Origin of the sequence: Streptomyces sp. CCM_MD2014 (assembly GCF_000772045.1) — a bacterium.
Lineage (GTDB): Bacteria > Actinomycetota > Actinomycetes > Streptomycetales > Streptomycetaceae > Streptomyces > Streptomyces salinarius.
In genome coordinates, this window is sequence record NZ_CP009754.1 from 343,395 (window position 1) to 366,494 (window position 23,100).

At 73.0% G+C, this 23,100-nt stretch carries 21 protein-coding genes; 14 read left to right on the forward strand and 7 right to left on the reverse strand.

Annotated features, from left to right (window positions below; all coding sequences use genetic code 11):
* Nucleotides 1-23: 23 nt before the first annotated feature.
* Nucleotides 24-1,085 (reverse strand): Ku protein, encoded by a 1,062-nt coding sequence (locus NI25_RS01555; protein ID WP_061440676.1) that lies wholly within the window; start codon nucleotides 1,083-1,085, stop codon nucleotides 24-26.
* Nucleotides 1,086-1,383: 298 nt separating this feature from the next.
* Between NI25_RS01555 and NI25_RS01560 the strand changes: the two genes are divergently transcribed.
* Complete coding sequence (locus NI25_RS01560; RefSeq protein ID WP_061446698.1) at nucleotides 1,384-2,505, forward strand: lipid II:glycine glycyltransferase FemX; 1,122 nt, start codon at nucleotides 1,384-1,386, stop codon at nucleotides 2,503-2,505.
* 154 nt (nucleotides 2,506-2,659) lie between these two features.
* Here NI25_RS01560 and NI25_RS01565 read toward each other — a convergent pair whose 3' ends face one another.
* Nucleotides 2,660-3,826 carry a GDSL-type esterase/lipase family protein gene (locus NI25_RS01565; RefSeq protein WP_061440677.1) on the reverse strand — a complete coding sequence of 389 codons (1,167 nt, stop codon included), beginning with the start codon at nucleotides 3,824-3,826 and terminating at the stop codon, nucleotides 2,660-2,662.
* A gap of 185 nt (nucleotides 3,827-4,011) precedes the next feature.
* Here NI25_RS01565 and NI25_RS01570 point away from each other — a divergent pair, with 185 nt between their 5' ends.
* The 7 genes from NI25_RS01570 (at nucleotide 4,012) to NI25_RS01600 (ending at nucleotide 10,186) form a co-directional block, all read left to right on the forward strand.
* Nucleotides 4,012-4,950: a GlxA family transcriptional regulator gene (locus NI25_RS01570; RefSeq protein WP_061440678.1), complete on the forward strand. Its 939-nt coding sequence runs from the start codon at nucleotides 4,012-4,014 to the stop codon at nucleotides 4,948-4,950.
* Nucleotides 4,951-5,029: 79 nt separating this feature from the next.
* Nucleotides 5,030-5,335, forward strand: a complete 306-nt coding sequence (locus tag NI25_RS01575) for a hypothetical protein (protein ID WP_061440679.1) — start codon at nucleotides 5,030-5,032, stop codon at nucleotides 5,333-5,335.
* Nucleotides 5,336-5,377: 42 nt separating this feature from the next.
* Complete coding sequence (locus NI25_RS01580; protein ID WP_061440680.1) at nucleotides 5,378-6,355, forward strand: hypothetical protein; 978 nt, start codon at nucleotides 5,378-5,380, stop codon at nucleotides 6,353-6,355.
* A gap of 73 nt (nucleotides 6,356-6,428) precedes the next feature.
* On the forward strand, nucleotides 6,429-6,767 hold the full coding sequence (locus NI25_RS01585) for an SCO0607 family lipoprotein (protein ID WP_199560795.1): 339 nt from the start codon (nucleotides 6,429-6,431) through the stop codon (nucleotides 6,765-6,767).
* 154 nt (nucleotides 6,768-6,921) lie between these two features.
* Nucleotides 6,922-7,725, forward strand: a complete 804-nt coding sequence (locus tag NI25_RS01590) for a hypothetical protein (protein WP_061440681.1) — start codon at nucleotides 6,922-6,924, stop codon at nucleotides 7,723-7,725.
* A 78-nt stretch (nucleotides 7,726-7,803) separates the two neighbouring features.
* Nucleotides 7,804-8,667 (forward strand): DMT family transporter, encoded by an 864-nt coding sequence (locus NI25_RS01595; RefSeq protein ID WP_061440682.1) that lies wholly within the window; start codon nucleotides 7,804-7,806, stop codon nucleotides 8,665-8,667.
* Nucleotides 8,668-8,923: 256 nt separating this feature from the next.
* Nucleotides 8,924-10,186: an arginine deiminase gene (locus tag NI25_RS01600; RefSeq protein ID WP_061440683.1), complete on the forward strand. Its 1,263-nt coding sequence runs from the start codon at nucleotides 8,924-8,926 to the stop codon at nucleotides 10,184-10,186.
* An 11-nt stretch (nucleotides 10,187-10,197) separates the two neighbouring features.
* Here NI25_RS01600 and NI25_RS01605 read toward each other — a convergent pair whose 3' ends face one another.
* A complete protein-coding gene (locus tag NI25_RS01605) occupies nucleotides 10,198-10,482 on the reverse strand; it encodes a hypothetical protein (RefSeq protein ID WP_061440684.1) in 285 nt (94 codons plus the stop codon).
* Between the two features lie 295 nt (nucleotides 10,483-10,777).
* Here NI25_RS01605 and NI25_RS01610 point away from each other — a divergent pair, with 295 nt between their 5' ends.
* The gene (locus tag NI25_RS01610; RefSeq protein ID WP_061440685.1) at nucleotides 10,778-11,236 is read left to right on the forward strand and encodes a hypothetical protein; all 459 of its coding nucleotides are present in this window, start codon (nucleotides 10,778-10,780) and stop codon (nucleotides 11,234-11,236) included.
* A gap of 21 nt (nucleotides 11,237-11,257) precedes the next feature.
* Here NI25_RS01610 and NI25_RS01615 read toward each other — a convergent pair whose 3' ends face one another.
* Together NI25_RS01615 and NI25_RS01620 are read right to left on the reverse strand one after the other, a co-directional pair.
* Nucleotides 11,258-13,636: a glycoside hydrolase family 65 protein gene (locus NI25_RS01615; RefSeq protein WP_061440686.1), complete on the reverse strand. Its 2,379-nt coding sequence runs from the start codon at nucleotides 13,634-13,636 to the stop codon at nucleotides 11,258-11,260.
* On the reverse strand, nucleotides 13,633-16,023 hold the full coding sequence (locus NI25_RS01620; RefSeq protein WP_061440687.1) for a phosphoketolase: 2,391 nt from the start codon (nucleotides 16,021-16,023) through the stop codon (nucleotides 13,633-13,635). Before NI25_RS01620 ends, NI25_RS01615 begins: the two co-directional genes overlap by 4 nt.
* Nucleotides 16,024-16,438: 415 nt before the next feature.
* On the opposite strand from NI25_RS01620, the gene NI25_RS01625 reads away from it, so the two are divergent.
* A complete protein-coding gene (locus NI25_RS01625; protein WP_061440688.1) occupies nucleotides 16,439-17,821 on the forward strand; it encodes an MBL fold metallo-hydrolase in 1,383 nt (460 codons plus the stop codon).
* On the forward strand, nucleotides 17,818-18,561 hold the full coding sequence (locus NI25_RS01630) for a sulfite exporter TauE/SafE family protein (RefSeq protein ID WP_061440689.1): 744 nt from the start codon (nucleotides 17,818-17,820) through the stop codon (nucleotides 18,559-18,561). Before NI25_RS01625 ends, NI25_RS01630 begins: the two co-directional genes overlap by 4 nt.
* Nucleotides 18,562-18,583: 22 nt before the next feature.
* Here NI25_RS01630 and NI25_RS01635 read toward each other — a convergent pair whose 3' ends face one another.
* On the reverse strand, nucleotides 18,584-18,862 hold the full coding sequence (locus NI25_RS01635; protein WP_003978241.1) for a metal-sensitive transcriptional regulator: 279 nt from the start codon (nucleotides 18,860-18,862) through the stop codon (nucleotides 18,584-18,586).
* A gap of 152 nt (nucleotides 18,863-19,014) precedes the next feature.
* Here NI25_RS01635 and NI25_RS01640 point away from each other — a divergent pair, with 152 nt between their 5' ends.
* The 3 genes from NI25_RS01640 to NI25_RS01650 all read left to right on the forward strand — a co-directional run bounded on the left by NI25_RS01640 (nucleotide 19,015) and on the right by NI25_RS01650 (nucleotide 22,009).
* Nucleotides 19,015-19,584 (forward strand): rhodanese-like domain-containing protein, encoded by a 570-nt coding sequence (locus tag NI25_RS01640; protein WP_061446700.1) that lies wholly within the window; start codon nucleotides 19,015-19,017, stop codon nucleotides 19,582-19,584.
* An 84-nt stretch (nucleotides 19,585-19,668) separates the two neighbouring features.
* Nucleotides 19,669-20,346, forward strand: a complete 678-nt coding sequence (locus NI25_RS01645) for a TetR/AcrR family transcriptional regulator (RefSeq protein WP_061440690.1) — start codon at nucleotides 19,669-19,671, stop codon at nucleotides 20,344-20,346.
* Nucleotides 20,347-20,395: 49 nt separating this feature from the next.
* A complete protein-coding gene (locus NI25_RS01650; RefSeq protein ID WP_061440691.1) occupies nucleotides 20,396-22,009 on the forward strand; it encodes an MDR family MFS transporter in 1,614 nt (537 codons plus the stop codon).
* 83 nt (nucleotides 22,010-22,092) lie between these two features.
* On the opposite strand, the gene NI25_RS01655 is transcribed toward NI25_RS01650, so the two are convergent.
* A complete protein-coding gene (locus NI25_RS01655; RefSeq protein ID WP_061440692.1) occupies nucleotides 22,093-23,097 on the reverse strand; it encodes a twin-arginine translocation signal domain-containing protein in 1,005 nt (334 codons plus the stop codon).
* Nucleotides 23,098-23,100 lie beyond the last annotated feature (3 nt).

Sequence of the window (23,100 nt, forward strand, 5' to 3'; positions counted from 1 at the left end):
CGGCTGCTCCGCGGTCCGGCGGCTCAGGCCGCGGTCGTCTTCTTCTTCCGGCGGCCGCGGCCGGCGCTGCCGCCGAGCGCGTCGACGAGTTCCTGGCGGCTCATCTTCGACCGGCCCGCGATGTCCTGTTCGGTGGCCCGCTGGTAGAGCTCGGCCTTGCTCAGCTCCCGCAGCTCGCCCCGGGAGGGAGCGGTGGCCTTCTTCCGGGGCTTGGCGGGCCGTTCGGCGTCCGCCTTCCGGGACTCGGACGCGGCCCGCTTGCCGCCGGGGCTCCCGGATCCGGACGCCGTCCGCTTGCCGCCGGTGCCCTTCGCCTGCTCCAGGCTGCCGCGCAGGACCTCCATCAGGTCGACGACGTTGGTGGCCTCGGGCGCCTCCTGCGCGACGGCGATCTCCTCGCCCTCGGCCTTGGCCCGGACCAGCTCGCGGACTTTCTCCTGGTAGGTGTCGCGGTAGCGGGCGGGCTCCCAGTCGCCGCTGAGGGCGTCGACGAGACGCAGTGCCATGTCCAGCTCCTTGCCGCGGCCCACCCGCTCCGACGGCAGTTCCGGCAGCTCGGCGACCGGGTCGCGCACCTCGTCGGCCCAGTGCAGCGTCTGGAGCAGCAGTACCCGGTCCTCTGCGCGCAGGGCGGTCAGGTACTGCCGGTTGCGCATGACGAAGGTGGCGACACCGACCTTGCCGGCCTCGGCGAGGGCGGTGCGCAGCAGTTCGTAGACCTTGAGGTACTCCTTGCCGCGCGGGGCCAGGTAGTAGGTGCGGCCGAAGTAGACCGGCTCGATCCGGTCGAGGTCCACGAAGTCGGTGATCTCGAGGGTGCGGGAGCGTCCCGGCGCGATCTCGTCGAGCTCCTCGGGTTCCACGACGACGTACTCGCCCTCGCCCGCCTCGTAGCCCTTGACGATGTCGGCGGCGTCGACCTCCTTGCCGGTGCGCTCGTTGACCCGGCGGTTGCGGATCCGGTCCGAGGTGCCGCGCTGGAGCTGGTGGAAGTGGACGGTGTGGTCCTCGGTCGCCGTGAACAGGCCGACGGGCACCGAGACCAGCCCGAAGGTGATCACGCCCGTCCAGATCGCCCGTGCCATCGCCGTCCGCTTTCTGTGTGCCGCCCGTACCGCCCGGTCCAGCCCGTACCGCCCGCACCGCGCGGTCCTGCCGCGCTGCACCGCGCGGTCCTGCCACGTTGCCATCCGGCCCGCTTCCCCGCGCGCCGGACGCAGCACACGGGTGGGCGGCCGGGTGACAGCGCGCGGATCGGCCGCGGCCGTTGTTCCCTGTGAGGTGCGGGACGGCAACCGCGACCAGCGCCTCCGCCGTCTCCCCCGTCGGACCGTCGAACGACGCCGCAGCGAGCCGCACCACCGCCGAACCGAGGGACGCCCCATGAGCTTTCGTCTGAAGCCGATCACCCGCGAGGAGCACCTGCGCTTCGTCACGGCCCGGCCTTCCGTGAGTCACCTGCAGGTCCCCGCCTGGGGCGACGTGAAGCCGGACTGGCGGGCGGAGAGCCTGGGGTGGTTCGACGAGGGCGGTGAACTGGTGGGGGCGGGGCTGGTGCTGCTGCGCCCGCTGCCGAGGCTGAAGCGGTACCTGGCCTATCTGCCCGAGGGCCCGGTCGTCGACTGGACGGCGGACGGCCTGGAGCGGTGGCTGGAGCCGATGCTCGCGCACCTGAGGGAGCGCGGTGCGTTCACGGTGCGGATGGGGCCGCCGGTGGTGGCACGGCGCTGGAGCGCCGACGCCGTCAAGGCGGCCATCGCCGACCCGGGGGCCCGGCGGCTGGGTGATGTGGAGGCGACGGTGTGCGAGCCCGGCGCGGACGAGGTCGCGCAGCGGCTGCTCCGGATGGGCTGGCGGCGCACGGAGGCGGGCGGCGAGGACGGCTTCGCCGCGGGCCAGCCGCGGTACGTGTGCCAGGTGCCGCTCGCGGGACGGACTCTGGAGGACCTGCAGAACGGCTTCAACCAGCAGTGGCGGCGCAACGTCAAGAAGGCCGAGAAGGCCGGCGTGAAGGTCGTCCGGGGCGACCGGGAGGACCTGGCCACCTTCTACGAGCTGTACGTCGAGACGGCGGAGCGGGACCGGTTCGTGCCGCGCCCCCTCGCCTACTTCGAGCGCATGTGGACCGCGCTGACGGCCGAGGACCCGGACCGCATGCGCCTGTACCTCGCCCATCACGACGGCGAGGTGCTCGCCGCGGCCACGATGCTGACGGTGGGTGAACACGTCTGGTACTCGTACGGCGCGTCGACCGGCCGTCGGCGCGAGGTGCAGCCCAACAACGCCCTCCAGTGGCGGATGATGTGCGACGCCCGTGAACTGGGCGCCGCCGTCTACGACTTCCGGGGCATCACCGACACCCTGGAAGAGGACAACCACCTGCTCGGACTGCTCCGGTTCAAGGTCGGCGCGGGCGGACAGGCCGTGGAGTATCTCGGCGAGTGGGACTTCCCGCTCAACAAGGTGCTGCACAAGGCCGTGGCCCTGTACCTGGCGCGGCGCTGAGTCAGCCCGACGGCCGTCGCCGGCCCTCATCTGCTCACCGGGCGCCGAGACGGCGTGGCGCACGGAGGCCACCACCCCGCCGGCCGGCGGGAGAGGTCGATGTCGCCCGGGGCGCGGGCGGTTCACGGTGGTACTCCTCGGCCCCGCCATGGGTTCAGTCCGCGAAGGCGCCCCGTCCGGTGAAGGCCCGTTCGGCGAACCGTTCGCCGATCAGACGGTGCGTGGCGGCGTCCGGGTGGACGCCGTCGGGCAGGGGCAGGTCCGCCGCGTCGGCCTCTCCGTAGAGTTCGCGGCCGTCGAGGTGGTGGAGGTTCTGGTCCTCGGCGGCCCTCTCCCCGACGATCCGGGACAGCTCGTCCCGGATGACGTTCAGGGTCAGCTTCCCGCTCGCGCGTTCCGCGGGGTCACCCGTGGCGACGAACCGCACGCGGCCGTCGGTGAAGTCGGGAGCCAGGGGGCCGGGGGTGTCCTCGTGCACGGGGCACAGGATGGGTGAGACGACCAGCAGCGGGGCGGTGGGATGGCCCTCCCGGACGGTGTCGAGGAAGCCGTGGACGGCGGGGCCGAAGGCGCGCAGCCGCATGAGGTCGGCGTTGACCACGTTGATGCCGATCTTGACGCTGATCAGGTCGGCGGGGGTGTCGCGCATGGCCCGTGCGGTGAACGGGTCGAGCAGGGCGCCGCCGCCCAGGCCCAGGTTGACCAGTTCGACGCCGCCGAGGGAGGCGGCGAGGGCGGGCCAGGTGGTCGTGGGGCTCGCCGCGTCGGAGCCGTGGCTGATCGAGCTTCCGTGGTGCAGCCAGATCCGGCGGCCAGGGTCCGGGGAGGGCGCCACGGGGGCGTTGGTGCGCAGCGCGACGAGTTCGGTGGTCTCGTTGTGCGGCAGCCAGATCTCGATGTCCTTGCTGCCCCCGGGCAGGTCCGTGAAGCGGAGGGTGCCGGCCGGACCGGGCTCGAGATCCGCCGTGCCGGCGGTCATGTCGATGGTGAGGGTGTTCCCGCCCGCGACGCTGCCCCGGCCCGCCGGGCGGCCGTCCACGAGCAGGTCGTACACGCCGTCCGGGCGCGGCGGGGCTCCGGCGTACACGCGCTTGGTGGGCAGCGTGTCCAGTTCGAGGGCGGTGGCGCGGGTACGCAGGGCCAGGCGCACTCCGGAGGGCTGGCTCTCGGCCATGGCCAGCTGTCCGTCGTTGTTCTGCGCGCGGGCGCGGGCGGGCAGTCGGTGGGGCAGCAGACCGCGCTCGGTCCGCTCCAGATCCAGGGCGCCCCGCAGAAGGTCAGGGGTGATCGGCGTGGTGATCCAGTCGTCCGTGGTGTTCATGTCGCCTCCGGCGGTGGTGCGTCTTGCGAATTGCCGCTCATTCCTTCGTCGATTATGCACAAACCTAAAAGCATTAGGCAAACCGCTTATCGCGGCAGACACCGTCCCGTGGCAGGAGTGACAACTTCCGACGGGAAAACGCCACGGCTGCCGGCCACCGCCCCGCGAAGAGGTACTTTCCCGCCATGCACACCGTCGCCGTTCTCGCCCTGGACCGGGTGATCCCGTTCGACCTGTCCACCCCGCTCGAGGTCTTCACCCGCACCCGGCTCCCCGACGGCAGCCCCGGCTACCGGATCCGCGTGTGCGCCGAGCACCCCGAGACCGACGCCGGAGCCTTCACGCTGCGGGCGCCCTGGGGACTGGACGGGCTGCGGGACGCGGACACGATCATCGTCCCCGGTACGGCCGCCGCGACCGCCCCGCCCTCCCCCGCCGTCCGCGACGCGCTGCGCACGGCCGCCGGGAGGGGAACACGGATCGCGTCCATCTGCTCCGGCACCTTCCCGCTGGCCGCCACCGGGCTGCTCGACGGGCTGCGGGCCACCACCCACTGGACCGCCGCCCAGACCCTGGCCGACACGCATCCGGACGTCGACGTCGACCCTCACGTCCTGTACGTCGACAACGGCCAGATCCTCACCTCGGCCGGCGCCGCCGCGGGCCTCGACCTGTGCCTGCACATGATCCGGCGCGACTACGGCTCGGCGGTCGCCGCGCACGCCGCCCGGCTGTCGGTGATGCCCCTGGAACGGGAAGGCGGGCAGGCCCAGTTCATCGTCCACGACTACACGCCCGTGCCCCGCGGCTCCGCCCTCGAACCCCTGTTGGCCTGGCTGCGGGAGAACCTGGCCCGCGACCTCACCCTGGCCGACATCGCCTCCCACGCGGGCATGAGCACGCGGACGCTGATCCGCCGCTTCCGGGAGCAGACCGGCAGCACCCCGCTGCAGTGGCTGCACCGGGCCCGGGTCCGGCAGGCACAGCACCTGCTGGAGACGACGCAGCACTCCGTGGAACGCATCGCCGCCCAGGTCGGCTTCGGCTCCCCGACGGCCTTCCGGGACCGCTTCAAACGCACCACCGGAGTCAGTCCGCACGCCTACCGGCGCGCCTTCGGCTGACGGGCACCGTGCCGGACCGTGCCCGGGGGCGGGCCCCGTCCGGGTCGCGGCGCGGCCGCGGGCGCCGTAGACAGGAGACGTGGACGCAGGCGACGAGGGGACCGGCACCGACAGGTCCCGGTTTGATCCGGTCATGTTCGGGATCGGCACCGCGGGACGCGCGGAGCCGGCCGGACTGCTGCGTGCCGCCGGTGTGGCCTCGGTGGCCGGCGTCAGGACCGCCCCCGGCAGCCGCCGCGACCCCGGCCTGTTCGCCGCCGCCGTGGACGAAGCGCCGGCCCAGGTGGCGGAGGAGCGCACCGCGGTCATGTACGCCGGCGGCGTGTGGTGGCGCCGGCACCGTCTCCTCGCCGACGTCACGGCGCCGGCGTCCGGACGGTCGTAGCGGTCGAGGCGGTCGAGGCGGTCGAAGCGGAGGCGGAGGACCATGCAGCGCAACGGCGGGCGTCGCGGGAAAGCGGGCGGGCAGGACGCCGAGACGGTCGAGGAGGTCCTGGACGAGCTCTTCACGACGCCTCCGCCCGCCTTCGTGGCCCGCCGTGAGGAACGCGCCGCGGCGGCCAGGACGACCGGCCGCAAGGAGGACGCCCGCCGCATCCACGCCGCGCGCCGGCCCACGCTCGCGGCCTGGGCGGCGAACCTGCTGGCGCACTCCCGGCCGGAGGAGACCCGGCGGTTCCTGGAACTGGGGCAGGCGCTGCGCCAGGCACACCGCACCCTGGACCCCGCCGGGCTCAAGGAACTCTCCGCGCAGCGCCGGCGCGTCGTGGCCGCCCTCTCCCGGCAGGCCGCTCAGTTGGCCGGCGAGGCGGGACACCGGCTCTCCCAGGCGGCGCAGCGGGAGGTCGAGTCGACCCTGCGTGCCGTCCTCGCGGACCCGGACGCGGCCGACGCGTGGGCCCGAGGGCGCCTGGAGGTCTCCCTGACCCCGCCGTCGGCCTTCCCCTCGGGCAGCGCTGCCCCACAACCCTCCCGGGCCGCACCCGAACCCGAGACCGCACCGCGCCCGGAGTCCACCCGCACCGCGTCCCGCACTCGGGCGAAGGACGAACTCGCCGAGCGGCGCCGCAGACGGCAGGAGGAACTCGCGCGTGCCGAACGGGAGGCCGATCGTGCCGCGCGGCACCTGCGCGACGCACGCGCAAAGCAGGCGGACGCCGAGGAGTCGCTGCGCGCGGCCGACGCCGAACTCGCCCACGTCCGGGAGACGGTGGCCGCCGCCGAGGAACGGCTGCGGGCCGCGCACGAGGACCGCGACCGGGCCGAACGGAAGCGGCGCGAGGCCGAGGAGCGCGGCCGTACGGCCGCACACACGGTGGCCGAGGCCGAGCGGGAGGCACGGGCGAGCACGCGCAGGGTGGACCGCCTGGGCGGCCGGGCCCGGTCATACGGCTCGTCCGTTTGAGTACCCGTACTCATGAGGTGCTCGCCTCCACCGGGGGACGCTTGCCGCACGAGCCACCCACAGGGAGTCAACCGTGCTTATCACCAACCGAGTTCACCGGTCGTCGGCTGCGCCCGTCGGCCGCGCCACCCGTTCCGTCCGCGGTCTCGTCCTGGCCTGTGCCGCCGCCGCGGCCGTCCTGACCGGCTGTTCCATGGAGGAGGCCACCTGCGGCGGCGGCGAGTACCCGGTCCTGACCATCGGTGGCACCGGCGCGGCATGTGTGCCCCATGGCGAGGAACCGCCCGAGGGTTACACCCGCTACCCCGAGGGCAAGGTCCCGGAACACGTGGGTGACAAGTGGGACACCTACTGGCGGACACACACCGTCGACGAGCACGGGAAGATCGTGGAGGTGCCCGGGGGCGGGTGACTGCCGCTCTCCGCGGTCCGAACACATGGGCGGGGTTGCGGCGGCACATACCACGGCAGCGGCCATACGTGGTATACCGACTCGGCAGCGCACAGGGCAACAACCGGGGCTGCACGTCAGCCTTCACGGCCGTGAACCAAGGAGAGTCACCACCATGTCCGAGAGCACCACGCAGTCCGCCACGGAACTGGCCTCGCAGTACAGCACCCAGGTCAACGACGACCTGGAGCGCAACGTCAAGGAGCAGGAACGTGTCAGCGCGGAGATCACGGCCCTCCAGCAGCAACTGGCCGCGCTGCAGCACGACCACGCCCTGCTGGTGAACATGCAGCAGGCACTCGGCATCACCTCACCGCCCCAGTCGCCCACCGCGCCGGAGCCCGCGGCCGAGAAGGCAACCGTGCCGGCGCCGCGGGGCGGCACCGCCGCGCAGTCGGCCAAGGGCAGGCGGACGCGGAGCAAGAAGACCACCACCGCGCCCAAGCGGGCCGCCGCCCCGAAGCCGGGTGCCAAGCCGGCTTCGAAGCCGGCCGCCAAGAAGGCCACCGGTTCGACGTCCACGACCGCGGCCGAGACGGCCGCCGAGGCACCCGTGAAGACGGCCACCAAGCCGGTCGCCAAGTCGGCCGCCAAGCAGGGGTCCAAGTCCGCCGGGAAGTCCGCGGCCAAGAAGGCACCCGGCCGGCCCACACTCGTGGAACTGGTGCGCGAGCACCTCGCCGGACAGCGGGAACCGCGCTCCGCCGCCGAGGTCACCACGGCGCTGGGTGAGGCCCACGCCGGACGCACCATCAAGACCACGGTCGTGCGCACCACGCTCGAGGGACTCGTCGCCAAGAACCAGGCCCAGCGCACCAAGCAGGGCACCTCGGTCTACTACAGCGCCACCGGAGCACCCGCGCCCGCGCAGCGGCAGGACGCCGCGGCCGAGGCCCCGTCCGCGCAGAGCGGCAGCTGAGCGACCCCGTCGCCCCCTCACCCCCTCACCCCGGTGCGACGCCGCGCGACCGGGCCGGAACGGGGTGAGTATCGGTGGATGGGTGTTGTACTGCCGGTGCTCTTCGCACTCCTCGCCGCGTTCAGCAACGCGCTGGCCACCGTGCTCCAGCGACGCGCCGCGCTGAGCGTGCCGCAGTCCCAGGGCTTCCGCCCCGGGCTCGTCCTGGATCTGCTGCGGCGGCCCGTGTGGCTCGGCGGCATGCTGGCCGTGGTGGTCGCCGGTGTCGGGCAGGCGGTGGCCCTGGCGACGGGGCCGCTGTCACTCGTACAGCCCTTGTTCGTACTGGAACTTCCGCTGGCCCTGCTGCTGGCCTCGCTGCTGACCGGCAGCCGGATGCCGGAGGCCGTGTGGCTCGCCGTGGGCGGGGTGGTCGTGGGGCTCGGTGTCGCGCTGGCCTCGGCGTCGCCGGACGGCGGGAAGGCCGACGTGCCCCTGGACCGCTGGGTGCCGGCGCTGGCGGCCTGCGCCGGGGCGGCCGTACTGCTGGCGGCGGTGGGTCTCAAGCGGCCCGTCGGCAAGGCCCGCGCCGGGTGCCTCGGCGCGGCCACGGCGGTGTGCTACGCGCTGACGGCCGCGCTGATGAAGGATTCCATGCGCATGCTGGACTCCGACGGCGTCGTCGGCTTCTTCACCGCCTGGCAGACCTACGGCTTCGCCCTGGCAGGGGTGTGCGCCGTACTCCTGCTGGAGCATGCCATGCAGGGCGGTCCGCTCGTCGCCTCCCAGCCTGCGCTCACCCTGGGCGACGCGACGCTGAGTCTCCTGCTCGGCGTGGTCCTGTACCAGGAGGATCTGCGCGGCCACTGGTGGGTCCTGCCGCAGTTGCTCGGGGTGGCACTCGTCGTCGTGGGCGTCCTCAACCTGGCCCGGCGCGGCGTGGATCTGCGCACCTCTCGGTGAACCGGCTCCCGGCCGGGGGCCGGTGCCCGGCCCGCACGGCCGACCGAGATGCCCGAAGCGACCACCTGATGCACAGTGGTCACGATCGACCGGCCGTCCGGAGGGACGGCATGCCGCAGGCCGCTGCTTGCGACGCGGGGCCGTTCATGCTGGGCACCGGTGCGGTCCGGACGCCGATGACGGCCGAGCCCCGCTTCGTCGCGGCCAAGGACGACGACATGCCGCACTTCGTGCGCCGCGCCCACAAGGAGGCCGTGTGTCCAGCAATGAGAGCGCCGTGCAGCCCGCGCTCGGTGTCCATTCCGAGGTCGGCAGGCTGCGCAAGGTCCTGGTGTGTTCTCCCGGACTGGCGCATCGGAGGCTGACTCCCACCAACTCCGGCGAGTTGCTCTTCGACGACGTCATGTGGGTGGAGAACGCCCAGCGCGACCACGCCGCGTTCGTCGGTGAACTGCGGCGGCGCGGGGTGGAGGTGGTGGAGCTGCACGACCTGCTGGCGCAGATCATGGCGATGCCCGAGGCGAAGGCGTGGCTCCTCGACCGGAAGATCGTCGCCAATCAGGTCGGCGTCGGCCTCATCGACGCGACCCGCGCCTACCTGGAGACCCTCTCGCCGAGGGAACTGGCCGAGTACCTGGTCGGCGGGCTCGCCACCGACGACCTGCCGGAGGACTTCCGCTCCCCGCACCTCGCACTGGCCCGGGAGGCCACCGGCGCCCGCGAGTACCTGATGCCGCCGCTGCCCAACACCCTTTACCCGCGCGACACCACCTGCTGGCTGTACGGCGGCCTCACCCTCAACCCGCTGTACTGGTCCGCGCGGCACGACGAGACGCTGCTGATGAAGGCGATCTACACCTTCCACCCCGACTTCAAGGGCTCGACGGTGTGGTGGGGCGACCCCGAGCAGGACTGGGGCCAGGCCACCCTCGAGGGCGGCGACGTCATGCCCGTGGGCAACGGGGTCGTCCTCATGGGCATGAGCGAGCGCACTTCCCGGCAGGCCATCACCCAGGTCGCTGCCGCGCTGTTCCGCAACGGGGCCGCCGAGCACGTCGTCGTCGCCGGGATGCCGAAGCTGCGCTCCGCCATGCATCTGGACACCGTCTTCACCTTCGCCGACCGCGAGGTGGTGACCCTCTACCCCCGCATCATGGACGCGGTGCGCACCTTCTCGCTGCGCCCCGGCGACCGGGGCCCCGGATTCGACGTCGTCGACGAGGGGACGACGCCCTTCGTCGACGTCGTCGCCAAGGCCCTCGGACTGGGGAAACTGCGGGTGGTGGAGACGGGCGGCGACGCCTACGCCTCCGAGCGCCAGCAGTGGGACGGCGCCAACAACGCCGTCGCCGTGGAACCGGGGGTGGTGCTCACCTACGACCGCAACACCCTGACCAACGCGCTGCTGCGCGAGGCCCGGGTGGAGGTCGTCACCATCGTGGGCGCGGAACTGGGCCGGGGACGGGGCGGCGGGCACTGCATGACGTGCCCGCTGGTGCGGGATCCGGTGGACTTCTGACCCCACCGCCCTCAGCGGCAGAACCCGTAGGCCTGCTCCAGCCAACGGTGGAGCGCCGTGTGCACACTGCCGGGGAGCACACTGAGCTGATCGATGGCGGCCCGGTCCCCGGCGGAGGGCGCGATACCGGCGGTGGTCAGCAGGGCGAGCAGGTCGAGACGGCGCAGGTCGACGGGGTCGACCCGACAGGCCACGCGCTCGGCGGGGTTGGGCGGCTGGAGCAGGAAGTCGCCCGTCGTGTCGCGGGAGCGCGAGGGCGTCGGGACGGTGGCGGTCGGAGCAGTCGTCGGGTGCATACCGCGGTCCTCCACTTGAGGGGTCGCCTGGACGGGTCCCCTGGTCGGGTCGCCGTTCTTGACGGCTGGAGACACCGGGGCGGCGACGGCGGTTGCGGACCGCCGCGAGGACCACACGGTGGATGCAATCGGCGTCTTGTCGCACGAACCGGGTGCCCGGCGCGGTACGCAGGCCGGCCCCCCGGGGCTCCCGGGGCTGCTCCGTACGAGTGGTGCGTTCCCCGACTCGGTCGTACGGTCGGAACGGAGAAAGGGGAAAGCGGAGACAAGCGACCCCGAGACGGCGGGAGCAGACATGGGCAGGAACCCGATGAGGGCAGCGGTCACACTCTGTGCCGCCGCCGCGCTGGCAGTCCCCCTCGGCACGGCCTCCGCCGCACCGTCGGCACAACCCGCGGCGCGGACCCAGCAGACCCAGGATCCGGTACTGATCGACTGCTCCGGGCAGCCGCAGATCGGGCCCGCGGCGTACGTGCTCGCCTGCGGCGACGGCAACAGCCGCCTGGTCTCGCTGCGCTGGTTCCGCTGGGACCCGCAGGCCGCCGTGGGCCGCGGCACGAACGCCGTCAACGACTGCGACCCGTACTGCGCCGCGGGCGCCTTCCACTCCTACCCGGTGACCGTACGGCTCGACATGCCGACGGGCGGGGAGCAGGGCACGGGCCAACCGCACTTCACCCGGATCACCCTCACCTACACCGACGGCAGGCCGGACGGGTCCCCGCGCACGGTGACCTACCCCTTGCCCGGCTGACCGGCCGGCGGGCGGGACCGGTCAGTCCGGCAGCACCAGCCGGCAGGTGTCCCCCGGCTGGAGGCGCACCTCGCGGTCCGGCAGCCGGACGTCGATCGGCAGCGGGCCGGCCGCGGGTACGGCGATCTCCAGCCGGCCGTGCTCCAGCCGGAACCGCACCCCCCAGTGGCCCTGGTAGCGCACGGAGAACCCGTACGACGACAGTTCGGGCAGCGGCACGGGGTCCAGCCACAACGCGCCCGCGCGGCTCTCCAGACCGGTCAGCCCGCGCTGGACCAGGTCGAGGGTGCCCGCCATGGCGCCGAGGTGGATGCCCTCCCCGGTGGTGCCGCCCTGGAGGTCGGCGACGTCGCCCTTGAGCGCCTCCTGGAAGTACGCCCAGGCCTCGGCGCGGCGGGCGCGGGCCAGGATCCAGCCGTGGACGAGTCCGCTGAGGGTGGATCCGTGGCTGGTGCGGGCCAGGTAGTGGTCGACGGTGCGCTGCCAGGTCTCCTCGTCGAGCCGGTACCCCAGGCGGCCGAAGAGGGCGCGGAGTTCGGCCGGGGAGAACAGGTAGCCCAGCATGAGGACGTCGGCCTGTTTGGACGCCTGGTAGTTGTTGACGCTGTCGTTCTCGGCCTCCAGGAGGCGGTCGAGGCGCCTGATGTCGCCGTACCGCTCGCGGTAGCCCGCCCAGTCGAGTTCGGCGAGGTCGCCGTACCCCTCGAACTGGCTGACGACGCCCTCGTGGAAGGGGACGTGGAGGGTGCGGGAGACGCTGTCCCACTGTTCCAGTTCCGCGTCGTCCAGCGCGGTGCGTTCGACGAGTTCGCGGCGGCGGGGCTCGGGCAGGCCGTCGAGGACTTCGAGGGTGCGGGACAGCACCCAGGCGGCGGTGACGTTGGTGTACGCGTTGTCGTCGAGACCGGGGCGGTCGGCGCCGGGGTAGGCCTCGTGGTACTCGTCGGGGCCGACGACGCCCCTGATGCGGTACCGGCCGACCTGTTCGTCCCAGGTGGCGGAGTCGGCCCAGAAGCGCGCGATCTGCAGCAGCATCTCGGCGCCCTTGGTGTGCAGGAACTCGGCGTCGCCGCTGGCCTCGCAGTACTGCCACACGTTGTACGCGATGGCGGAGCCCACGTGGTGCTGGAGGTGGGAGTGGTCGGGGAGCCAGCGGCCCGAGCGCGGGTTGAGGTGCAGCTGCTGGGTCTCCTCGCGGCCGTCGCTGCCGCTCTGCCAGGGGTAGAGCGCGCCGCGCCTGCCGATCGCGCGGGCCGCGGAGCGGGCCCTCTCCAGGCGGCGGTGCCGGTAGTGCAGCAGGGCCCGCGACACTTCGGGGAAGTGCAGGTTCAGGTAGGGCAGGACGAACAGTTCGTCCCAGAAGACGTGGCCGCGGTAGGCCTCCCCGTGCAGCCCGCGCGCCGGTACGCCCACGTCGAGGTCGGCGGTGTGCGGGGAGAGGGTCTGGAGCACGTGGAAGAGGTGCAGGCGCAGGATGCTGCCCGCCTCGCCGGGCACCTCCAGTTCGGCGCGGCGCCACAGCTGGCCCCAGGCGGTGCGGTGGGTGACCAGCAGGTCGTCGAAGCCGGGGGCTTCGGCCACCCGGTCGACGGCGGCCTGGAGCGGGTCGCTGATCGCCGGGTCGCGCGAGGTGTGCAGGGCCACGACCTTGTCGACGACGGCGGTGCGGCCCGGCTCCACGCGCAGGACGGTGCGCTGGGTGACGCACAAGTGCTCGCGTGCCGCGGTGACGGGCGCGTCGGCGGTGGTGCGGGCGGCCATGCCGATCCGGGTGTCCGAGGTCCGGGTCCGGCAGCGCAGCCACACGGTGTCGGCGGCGTCGGCGCCGCCGGTGTGCACGTGGGTGAGGTGGTGGCCGTCGAGTTCCCGGTAGCGCGGCACCCCGCTGTTGGTGACGCCCCCGTCGAGGGCCGCCTCCACCTCCAGGTCGGCCGGGCCGCCCTCGGCGGTGAACTCGGTGCGCAGGGCGGCGAGATGGGGGTCGGCCATGTGCACCAGACGCACCTGGCGCACGTACAGCACGCGTTCCCCGCCGAGCGCGAACCCGGTGCGGCGCTCCAGCACGCCCGTGTCCAGGTGCACGGTCTGGCGGTGGTCGAGCACCTCGGCGGTGTCGGGCGTGAGCCAGTCGCCCCCGGCGGGCCGGAAGCGCAGCGGCAGCCAGTTGGGCAGGTTGACCATGTCCTCGTTCTCGACCTCGCGCCCCGCGACGCCGGAGGTGAGCCGGTTGTAGCAGCCGGCGACGTAGGTGCCCGGGTAGTGCACGTCGTCGGCGGCGCACTCGGGCAGCGCGCCGCGGGTGGCGAAGTAGCCGTTGCCGAGGGTGCACAGGGACTCGCGCAGCCGTTCCTCCGCAGGGTCGTAGTGGTCGTAGTCCCAAGTCGACGGGGTCGCGGTCACCGCGAGCCGTCCCAGGTCCAGTCGGCGACCTCGGGCAGGTCCACGCCGTGCTCGCGGATCCAGTCGTGGTGCCGCAGGCGGGCGTCCTCCATGCGCTGCCGTACGGCCGCCGCGCGCACGGCGAGGCCGGGCACGCGGTCGATGACGTCCATGACCAGTCGGTAGCGGTCCAGGTCGTTGCCGACCACCATGTCGAAGGGTGTGGTGGTGGTCCCGATCTCCTTGTAGCCGCGCACGTGCAGGTGGGCGTGGCCGGTGCGCCGGTAGGCGAGCCGGTGGATGAGCCAGGGGTAGCCGTGGTAGGCGAAGATCACCGGTTTGTCGGCGGTGAACAGGCCGTCGTACTCGAAGTCGCTCATGCCGTGCGGGTGTTCGCCGCTGGGCAGCAGTCGGGCGATGTCGACGACGTTGACCACACGCACGGCCAGTCCGGGCAGGTGCTGACGGATGAGCTGTGCGGCGGCCAGGATCTCCTGGGTGGGGACGTCTCCCGCGCAGGCGAGCACCACGTCGGGTTCGCGGCTGCCGTCCTCGGTGCCGGCCCAGTCCCAGACGCCGGCGCCGCGCGCGCAGTGCACGCGGGCCTGCTCCATGGAGAGCCAGTCGAAGCAGGGCTGCTTGCCGGCGACGATCACGTTGACGTAGTCGCGGCTGCGCAGGGCGTGGTCGGCGACGGAGAGCAGGGTGTTGGCGTCCGGCGGCAGGTAGACCCGTACGGCTTCGGGACTCTTGTTGAGGATGTGGTCGACGAAGCCGGGGTCCTGGTGGGAGAAACCGTTGTGGTCCTGCCGCCACACGTGGGAGGTGAGCAGGTAGTTGAGGGAGGCGATGGGTGCGCGCCAGGGCAGTCGGCGGGTGACGCGCAGCCATTTGACGTGCTGGTTGACCATCGAGTCGACGATGTGCACGAAGGCCTCGTAGCAGGAGAACAGTCCGTGCCGGCCGGTGAGGAGGTAGCCCTCCAGCCAGCCCTGGCAGGTGTGTTCGGACAGGATCTCCATGACGCGGCCGTGCCGGTCCAGGTCCTCGTCGACGGGCAGCGTCTGTTCCTGCCAGGCCTTGCCGCTGGCCTCGTAGACGGCCTGGAGCCGGTTGGAGGCGGTCTCGTCGGGGCCGACGAGGCGGAAGTCGCGGCGGTCGGCGGTGGCGTCCATGACGTCCCGGAGCAGGTCGCCGAGGACCCGGGTGGGCTCGTGCATGCTCGCACCGGGCTCGCCGACGGGCACGGCGTACTTCTCCAGGGCGGGCAGGGGCAGCTCGCGCAGGAGGAGGCCGCCGTTGGCGAAGGGGGTGGCGCCGAGGCGGCGGGGCCCCTCGGGGACGGCGGCGAGGACGGCGGGCCGCGGGGCCCCGGCGTCGTCGAACAGCTCCTCGGGGCGGTAGGAGCGCAGCCACCGCTCCAGCTGCGCGAGGTGCTCCGGATCGGTCCGTACGGCGGGCAGGGGCACCTGGTGGGCGCGCCAGGTGTTCTCCACGGGCAGTCCGTCGACCTCGGCGGGGCCGGTCCAGCCCTTGGGGGTGCGCAGGACGATCATGGGCCAGCGGGGGCGGCCGGTGGCGCCCTCCTCGCGGGCGGCCCGCTGGATCGCGGCGATGCGGTCGAGGGCGGTGTCCATGGCCCGGGCCGTCGCACGGTGGACGGCGGCGGGCTCGTCGCCGGTGACGTGGATCGGGTCGTGGCCGTAGCCGCGCAGGAGTTCGTCCAGCTCGCCCTCCGGGAGGCGGGCGAGCACCGTCGGGTTGGCGATCTTGTAGCCGTTGAGGTGCAGGATCGGCAGGACGGCGCCGTCGTGCACCGGGTCGAGGAACTTGTTGGAGTGCCAGGACGTCGCCAGCGGGCCGGTCTCCGCCTCGCCGTCGCCGATCACGCAGGCGACGGTGAGGTCCGGGTGGTCGAAGGCTGCGCCGTAGGCGTGCGAGAGCGCGTAGCCCAGCTCGCCGCCCTCGTGGATCGAGCCCGGCGTCTCGGGCGCGACGTGGCTCGGTACGCCGCCGGGGAACGAGAACTGCTTGAAGAGCCGGGCCATCCCGGCCGCGTCCCGGGTGACGTCCGGGTAGGTCTCGGTGTACGAGCCCTCCAGCCACGCGTTGGCCAGGACCGCGGGACCGCCGTGGCCGGGGCCCCAGACGCACAGGGCGTCGAGGTCGCGCGCCTTGATCACCCGGTTGAGATGGGTGTGGACCAGGTTGAGGCCGGGTGAGGTGCCCCAGTGGCCGAGCAGCCGCGGCTTGACGTGCTCGGGGCGCAGGGGTTCGGCCAGCAGCGGGTTGGCCATCAGGTAGATCTGGCCGACGGAGAGGTAGTTCGCGGCTCGCCAGTGGGCGTCCAGGCCGGCGAGCTCCTCCTCGGTGAGGTCGGTGGGCGCCTGCTGCGTGTCGACGGACATCGGTGGTCCTTCCGTGTCGGGACAGCCGGTCGGGGCGCGCGGGCACGGGGTGCCCGTGCACATCCCAACCCTGCGCCGACCGGGCGGGTACCCGAGAGGACCGTTCGGGTCACGTCGTGTGCCGAACGGGTCACGGGCGCCGGTACCGGGAGGAGGCGGGCAACGGTGCGTGACGAGAACAGCACGGTCGTCACCGGCGCCGACCCCGGTGTCGACCGTGCTGGTGCACCGGATACCCCGACTTCTGCCCCGCACACGGCAGTTGTCCGAGTTCCGCGACAGGGTCCGGAACGGCGGCGAAGCGGGCCCGTGAAGCGGTGACCCCACCTCGGAGAATACCCCCGTGGGTATATCTGTTACGGTGGCCGGGAGTGATACCCCCGGGGGTAATTCGGAAGCGAAAGGAGAGAGCACGGTGTTCTTCGTCGACGTCCTGGAAACCGAGGGACTGGGCAACCGCAGCTATCTGGCGGGCGGTCCCCGCTCGGCCGTGGTCGTGGACCCGCCGCGGGACATCGACCGCGTCGTCGCCGCGGCCGCCCGGCGCGGGGTGCGGATCACCGCCGTCGCCGAGACCCACGTGCACAACGACTACGTCACCGGCGGCCTGGAGCTGGCCCGCCTCACCGGCGCGCGCTATCTGGTGCCGGCGGCGGCCGAGGTGGCGTACGCGCGGGTGGCGGTGTCGGACGGTGAGGTTGAGCCGGTCGACGCGGGGCTGGAACTGCGCGCGGTGGCCACGCCGGGCCACACCCCGCACCACACCTCGTACGTCCTCCAGGAGGCGGGGCGGGCCGTGGCCGCCTTCACCGGCGGTTCGCTGCTGATCGGCACCGTGGGCCGGCCCGATCTGGTGGAGCCGCGGCTGACCGAGGAGCTGGCCCGCGCCCAGCACGCCTCCGCGCACCGTCTCGCGGACCAGCTCGAGGACGGCGTGAGCGTGCTGCCCACCCACGGTTTCGGCAGCTTCTGCTCGTCCTCCTCCTCCGGCGGCGAGCACAGCACGATCGGCGCCGAGAAGGCCGCCAACCCGGCGCTCGTCCAGGACGTGGAGACCTTCGTCCGGGAGCTGCTGGCGGGGCTGGACGACGTGCCCGCCTACTACGCCCACATGGCACCGGCGAACTCCGAAGGACCCGCCCCGCTGGACCTGACCGAACCCCGGCGTGCCGACGCCGAGGAGATAGCCCGGCGGCTGGCCGCCGGCGAGTGGGTCGTGGACCTGCGCTCCCGGGTGGCCTTCGCCGCCGGTCATGTCGCCGGGTCGCTCAACTTCGAGCTCGACGGGCAGCTCGCGACCTATCTGGCCTGGATGATCCCGTGGGGCAGGCCGGTGGCGCTGCTCGCGCACAGCGCGGACGACCTGGCCCGCGCCCAGCGCGAACTGGCCCGGGTGGGCATCGACCGCCCGGCCGCGGCGGCGGTGGGCTCGCCGGCCGACTGGGTCGCGGACGGGGACCGGCCGGCCTCCTTCCGCCGTGCCGCGTTCGCCGAGCTGGCCGCGGCGCGGCGGGACGGCGAGGACGTGGTGGTCCTCGACGTGCGCCGGGACGCGGAACGCGCCCACGGGTGGATCGGGGGCAGCGTGCACGTGCCGGTCCACGAGCTGCCCCGGCGCCTGGACGAGGTGCCGCAGGGCACGGTGTGGGTGCACTGCGCGGGCGGGATGCGGGCGGCGGTCGCCGCGTCCGTGCTGGACGCCGCCGGCCGCGAGGTCGTCGCGGTCGACGACGGTTTCGCCGCGGCGGCCGAGGCCGGTCTGCCGCTCGTGACGCCCGCCGACGACACCGCCGCATGACGCCGCTGGTCCTCGCCCTGATCGCCGGCGCCGTGGCCGGTGTGTCCCTGGGCGCGCTGGGGGCCGGCGGCAGCATCCTCACCGTGCCCGCGCTCATCTACCTGCTCGGCTTCACCCCGGCGGCGGCGACCACCGCGAGCCTGGTCGTCGTGATCGTCACGTCGGTCACCGCGCTGGTGGCGCACGCCCGGGCGGGGGCGGTGCGGTGGCGGGCCGGGCTGCTGTTCGCGGCGGCGGGTGTGCTGCCGGCCGCCGTGGCCGGAGCCCTGTCGGCGCGGGTGCCCGAGGCGGTGCTGACCGTGCTGTTCGCGGCCCTGGCGGCCCTGGCCGGCCTGCACATGCTGCGCCGGCGCACGCCGCTGGAGACCGGCACCGTGTCGGGGACGCGTGCGGCCGGGGCCGGGGCCGGCCTCGGCGCGGTGACCGGGTTCCTCGGAGTCGGCGGCGGCTTCCTGGCGGTGCCCGCGCTGGTGACGGTGCTGGCGGTGCCGATGAGCGCGGCGGTGGGCACGAGCCTGCTGGTGGTGTCCGCCAACGCGCTGGTGGCCCTCGCCGGCCGGGCGCACAGCGCCGTGCACCTGGATCTCGGGCTGCTCCTGCCGTTCCTGGCCACCGCCGTCCTCGGGGCCTGGGACGGCAGGCGGCTGGCCGCGAAGGTCTCCGCGGGGACGCTGCGGCGCCTCTTCGGTGCCGTGCTGCTCGCCGTGGCCGCGGCGATGGGCGCGACGGCGGTACTGTGATCCGCCGCCCTGCCCGAGCGCGTCAGGCCAGGGACAGGAAGAGCTTCTCCAGACGGGCCCGCATCTGCGCCGAGTCCCGCACCTCCGGGTCGTCGCTGGTCATGCACTGCTGCAGCCCCGTGGCGATGATGGAGAACCCGGCCCGGTCCAGGGCCCGGGAGACGGCGGCGAGCTGGGTGACCACGTCCTCGCAGTCGCGGCCCTCCTCGATCATCCGGATGACTCCCGCGAGCTGCCCCTGGGCGCGCCGCAGCCGGTTCAGCGCCGACTTCAGTTCGTCGGCCGACATGTCGAGTTCCACGCTTCTCCCTCTCCTCCACCCGATGTCCAACTGATCACTAGCGGCCCCACATACCCCCGCGGGTATCCTACCGCGCGGGGGGACCGCAACGAGAAAGGTTTCCGTACGTGAGCACCCCCATCGAACCGGCCGCCCCCGCGACCGCCCCCACGGTGACCATCGCCACCGTGACCACCGAGCAGGCGGCGACCCGCCTCGGCGAGTTCACCGTCGTCGACGTCCGCTCGGCGGGCGAGTACGCCGGCGGGCACCTGCCCGGCGCGCACAACGTTCCTCTGGAGCGCCTCGACGAGGCCGCCGACGCCCTCGGGACGGCCGCCGCACGGGGACCGCTGCTGCTGGTGTGCGCCTCCGGGAACCGGTCCGCCAAGGCCTGCGCGCGCCTTGCGGGGCGGGGCACGGAAGCGGCCACGCTCGAGGGCGGCACCAGCGCCTGGGCGGCGGCCGGTCACCCCGTCGAGCGCCCGGCCGGAGCGCGTGCGCCGTGGCCCATGGACCGCCAGGTGCGCCTCGCCGCGGGGTCGCTCGTCGCCGCCGGTTTCGTCGCGGGCCGGTTCTGGCGCCCCGCGCACTGGCTGTCCGGCGCGATAGGCGCGGGACTGGTCTTCTCCGGGGTGACCGACACCTGCGGCATGGCCGCGGTCCTCGCCCGGCTGCCGCACAACCGCCCCGCCGGGAACGCCGTCACCTTCGAGGAGACCCTGGCGCGACTGGCGGCCTGAGACACAGCCGTGACGGCGGGCGCCGATCCCTCACTGGGGGGGGCGGCGCCCGCCTATTTTGCATGCCATGCATCTTTGCATACCATGCAACTTATGTCGGAGAAGAGTGCTGCCGGGGGCGGTCTGCGGGAGCGGAAGAAGCGGGCCACGCGTGCCGCTCTGGCCGAGGCCGCGGTACGGCTCGCCGCCGAACACGGGGCGGAGAAGGTCACCGTCGAGGCGATCAGCGCCGCGGCCGGGGTCTCCGTACGCACCTTCTTCAACTACTTCGACAGCCGCGACGACGCCTTCGTGGTGGTCGACGCGGACGCGGGCGCGCGCATGCGGCGCGCCGTCCTGGACGCACCGGCCGTTCTCTCCCCGTTGGAAGCCCTGCGCGAGGCCATGGCGGCGGAGCTGGCCGAGGCGGAACAGCAGCACGAACTGTGGCGGCTGCACGCCAAGGTCCTGCACGCCTCGCCGCACCTCCTGGCGCGGGGCGTCGGGGCCCACATGGCGGCCGAGGCGGACCTGGCCGACGCCATCGCCGAACGCCTGCGCGGGGTCGGCGACACGGGCGGCCCGGGCTCCGGAGCCGGGCCGGGGTCCGTGACCGGCCCCGGTTCCGGGCTCTACCCGCGGCTGCTGGCCGCGGTGGCGGGCGCCGCGGTGCGCACCAGCATGGACCACTGGTCCGCCCACCAGGAGGAAGCCGCCTTCCTCGACGTCTTCCACGAGGTGTTCACCCTCCTCGCCGCCGGTCTTCCGGCACCCTCCGCGTAGCTCCGCGCCGGGCTCGCGACCCAACAGGACCTGAACCGAAAGAGATTCCGTGACCGCTACCGAGGCGCCCGCCGACGCGCCGCCCACCTCCATGAACCACCGGCAGATACTCCAGGCGATGTCGGGCCTGATGGCCGGCATGTTCGTCGCGATCCTGGCCGGCACGGTCGTGGCCAACGCGCTGCCCACGATCATCGCCGACCTCGGTGCCAGCCAGTCGTCGTACACGTGGGTCGTCACCTCCGAACTGCTCGCGATGACCGCGACCGTGCCCCTGTGGGGCAAGCTCTCCGACCTCTTCAACAAGAAGCTGCTGCTCCAGCTGTCGCTGAGCATGTTCGTGGTCGGCTCGCTGCTGGCGGGCTTCTCGCACGGCGTCGGTCTGCTGATCTTCAGCCGGGTCGTGCAGGGCATCGGCGCGGGCGGTCTGACCGCGCTCGCGCAGGTCGTGATGGCCTCCGTCATCCCGCCCCGCCAGCTGGGCAAGTACGCCGGCATCTTCGGTGCCGTCTTCGCCGTGGGCACCGTGGCCGGACCGCTGGTCGGCGGTGTCCTGGTGGACACCTCGTGGCTGGGCTGGCGCTGGTGCTTCTTCATCGGCGTGCCGTTCGCGCTGCTCGCCATCGCCCTGCTCCAGCGCACCCTGCGCCTGCCCACGGTCAAGCGCGAGGTGCGCATCGACTGGCTCGGCGCGCTCCTGATCGTCGCCGGTGTCTGCGCACTGCTCATCTGGGTCTCGCTGGCCGGCAACGAGTTCGACTGGGCGTCCTGGCAGACCGGTGCCCTGACGGTCGGCGGCGTGCTGCTGCTGGTCGCCGCGGTGTTCGTCGAGGCCCGCACCCCCGAGCCGGTCATCCCGCTCGGCATCTTCAGGAACCGCACGGTCACCCTGACCACCGTCGCCAGTCTCCTGGTCGGTGTCGCCATGTTCGGCGGGACGGTCTTCCTCTCGCAGTACTTCCAGATCTCCCTGGGCAAGTCGCCGACCGTCGCGGGTCTGATGAGCCTGCCGATGATCCTCGGCCTGCTGGTGTCCTCCACCGTCGCCGGACAGGTGATCAGCCGGACCGGCAAGTGGAAGCGGTACCTGGTGGCGGGCGCGGTGATCATGGCCGTCGGCCTCGCGCTGCTGGCCACGATCGACGCGAAGACCAGCTTCGGCCTGCTGAGCCTCTACATGGCGGTCCTGGGTGTCGGCGTCGGCATGCTGATGCAGAACCTGGTGCTGGCCGCCCAGAACGACGTGCCCGCCACCGACCTGGGCGCCGCGACCTCCGTGCTGTCGTTCTTCCGCAGCATGGGCGGCACCATCGGCGTCAGCGTCCTCGGCGCGATCCTCGCCAACCGGGTCGCCGACGAGATGACCAAGGGTCTCAGCGCCGCGGGCGTCGCCGTACCGGGTGGTGGCGGCTCGGGCGAGGGCAGCGTCCCGGACATGTCCACGCTGCCCGGTCCGATGCGGACGATCGTCGAGCACGCCTACGCCGTCGCCACGGCCGACCTGTTCCTGATCGCCACGCCGTTCGCGGTGCTCGCGCTGGTCGCCGTCGTGTTCATCAAGGAGAAGCCGCTGAAGACCACCAGCGGCATGGAGCGCCTGGCCGAGGAGTCCGGCGAGGGCCCCGCCGCGCCGACCGGCAAGGACGCGGCGCCGGTCGCCTGAGGCGCCCGGCGGGAAGACAGCGGGGCCGCCCGTCCGATCCGGACGCGCGGCCCCGTTGCCGTTGTACGGCGGCGCAGTGGGGGTCAGCCGCGGGCCATGGCGATCGATCCGGCCAGCCGCTCCCCCGCCTCGTAGATCATGTACGGGACGCCGTGGTCGGTGCCGAAGGACGGGGAGGCGGCGCGGCCGTTCTCCGGCGCGGAGGCCCGGGAGTCGTAGAAGACGCCGAGGTGCCTGCGGAGCGAGAAGTCGTTGCCGACTTCCGTGATCATCAGGTCGCCGCCGCTCTCCTTGTCCTTGTTGTAGACGACGTACGTGCTGTTGTTCCGGTGCAACAGGTGCGGACCGCCCACGTTGACCGCGCCCACGTCGCCGTGGCGGACCAGGGGCTCCTGGGAGAACGTCCAGGTGCGGCCGTCCGCGGACCAGCCCCAGCCGATGTCACGGTGGTTGGTGGTGTTGTTGACCATGAAGACCATGACGTAGTGGGCGCCGCGCGAGGGCAGTTCGTGCGGGAAGACCCGGGCGTAGGAGGTCTCGGTGGTGCCGGACGGCAGCATCGAGGTGTTCAGCACGACCTTGTCGTAGGTGAAGTGGATGCCGTCGGTGGAGCGGGCGAGCCGGGTCGTGGTGTTCTCGCCGTGGAAGTACAGCCACATCTCCTTCCGCCCGGCGTGCCACATCACGTGCGGGGAGGAGACGTGGCTGACGGAGTAGTGAGGCGACCAGTTGTTGGAGACGATCGGGTTGTGCGGGTACTCCGTGAAGGGCCCCTCCAACGAGTCGCCGTAGGCCAGGCAGATGCCGCCGGGGGCGTCGTGCGGGGCGTAGTACAGGTAGTAGCGGCCGAGCCGGCCGCTCGCGGGCAGCCGGTCGTAGACGCCCCTCACGGTCGGGAAGATGATCTCACCGGTGGGGTTGTAGGCCAGCTGGGACGGCGTGAGCAGGGTGCGGACGTAGGTGTAGTCGGGGAAGCCGCCGGGTGCGGCGGAGGCGGCGGGCGCGGCGGTCGCGCCCAGTGCGAGGGCGGCGCCGGTGACGGCCGTGCCCTTCAGGAACAGACGGCGGTCGAGGTGCGGCTCGTGCATGTC

Bases quoted from the DNA above. Each gene is read 5' to 3' on its own strand.
- NI25_RS01555 (WP_061440676.1), bottom strand. From the start codon at position 1,085: ATGGCACGGGCGATCTGGACGGGCGTGATCACCTTCGGGCTGGTCTCG.
- NI25_RS01560 (WP_061446698.1), top strand. From the start codon at position 1,384: ATGAGCTTTCGTCTGAAGCCGATCACCCGCGAGGAGCACCTGCGCTTC.
- NI25_RS01565 (WP_061440677.1), bottom strand. From the start codon at position 3,826: ATGAACACCACGGACGACTGGATCACCACGCCGATCACCCCTGACCTT.
- NI25_RS01570 (WP_061440678.1), top strand. From the start codon at position 4,012: ATGCACACCGTCGCCGTTCTCGCCCTGGACCGGGTGATCCCGTTCGAC.
- NI25_RS01580 (WP_061440680.1), top strand. From the start codon at position 5,378: ATGCAGCGCAACGGCGGGCGTCGCGGGAAAGCGGGCGGGCAGGACGCC.
- NI25_RS01590 (WP_061440681.1), top strand. From the start codon at position 6,922: ATGTCCGAGAGCACCACGCAGTCCGCCACGGAACTGGCCTCGCAGTAC.
- NI25_RS01595 (WP_061440682.1), top strand. From the start codon at position 7,804: ATGGGTGTTGTACTGCCGGTGCTCTTCGCACTCCTCGCCGCGTTCAGC.
- NI25_RS01605 (WP_061440684.1), bottom strand. From the start codon at position 10,482: ATGCACCCGACGACTGCTCCGACCGCCACCGTCCCGACGCCCTCGCGC.
- NI25_RS01610 (WP_061440685.1), top strand. From the start codon at position 10,778: ATGGGCAGGAACCCGATGAGGGCAGCGGTCACACTCTGTGCCGCCGCC.
- NI25_RS01620 (WP_061440687.1), bottom strand. From the start codon at position 16,023: ATGTCCGTCGACACGCAGCAGGCGCCCACCGACCTCACCGAGGAGGAG.
- NI25_RS01630 (WP_061440689.1), top strand. From the start codon at position 17,818: ATGACGCCGCTGGTCCTCGCCCTGATCGCCGGCGCCGTGGCCGGTGTG.
- NI25_RS01645 (WP_061440690.1), top strand. From the start codon at position 19,669: ATGCAACTTATGTCGGAGAAGAGTGCTGCCGGGGGCGGTCTGCGGGAG.
- NI25_RS01655 (WP_061440692.1), bottom strand. From the start codon at position 23,097: ATGCACGAGCCGCACCTCGACCGCCGTCTGTTCCTGAAGGGCACGGCC.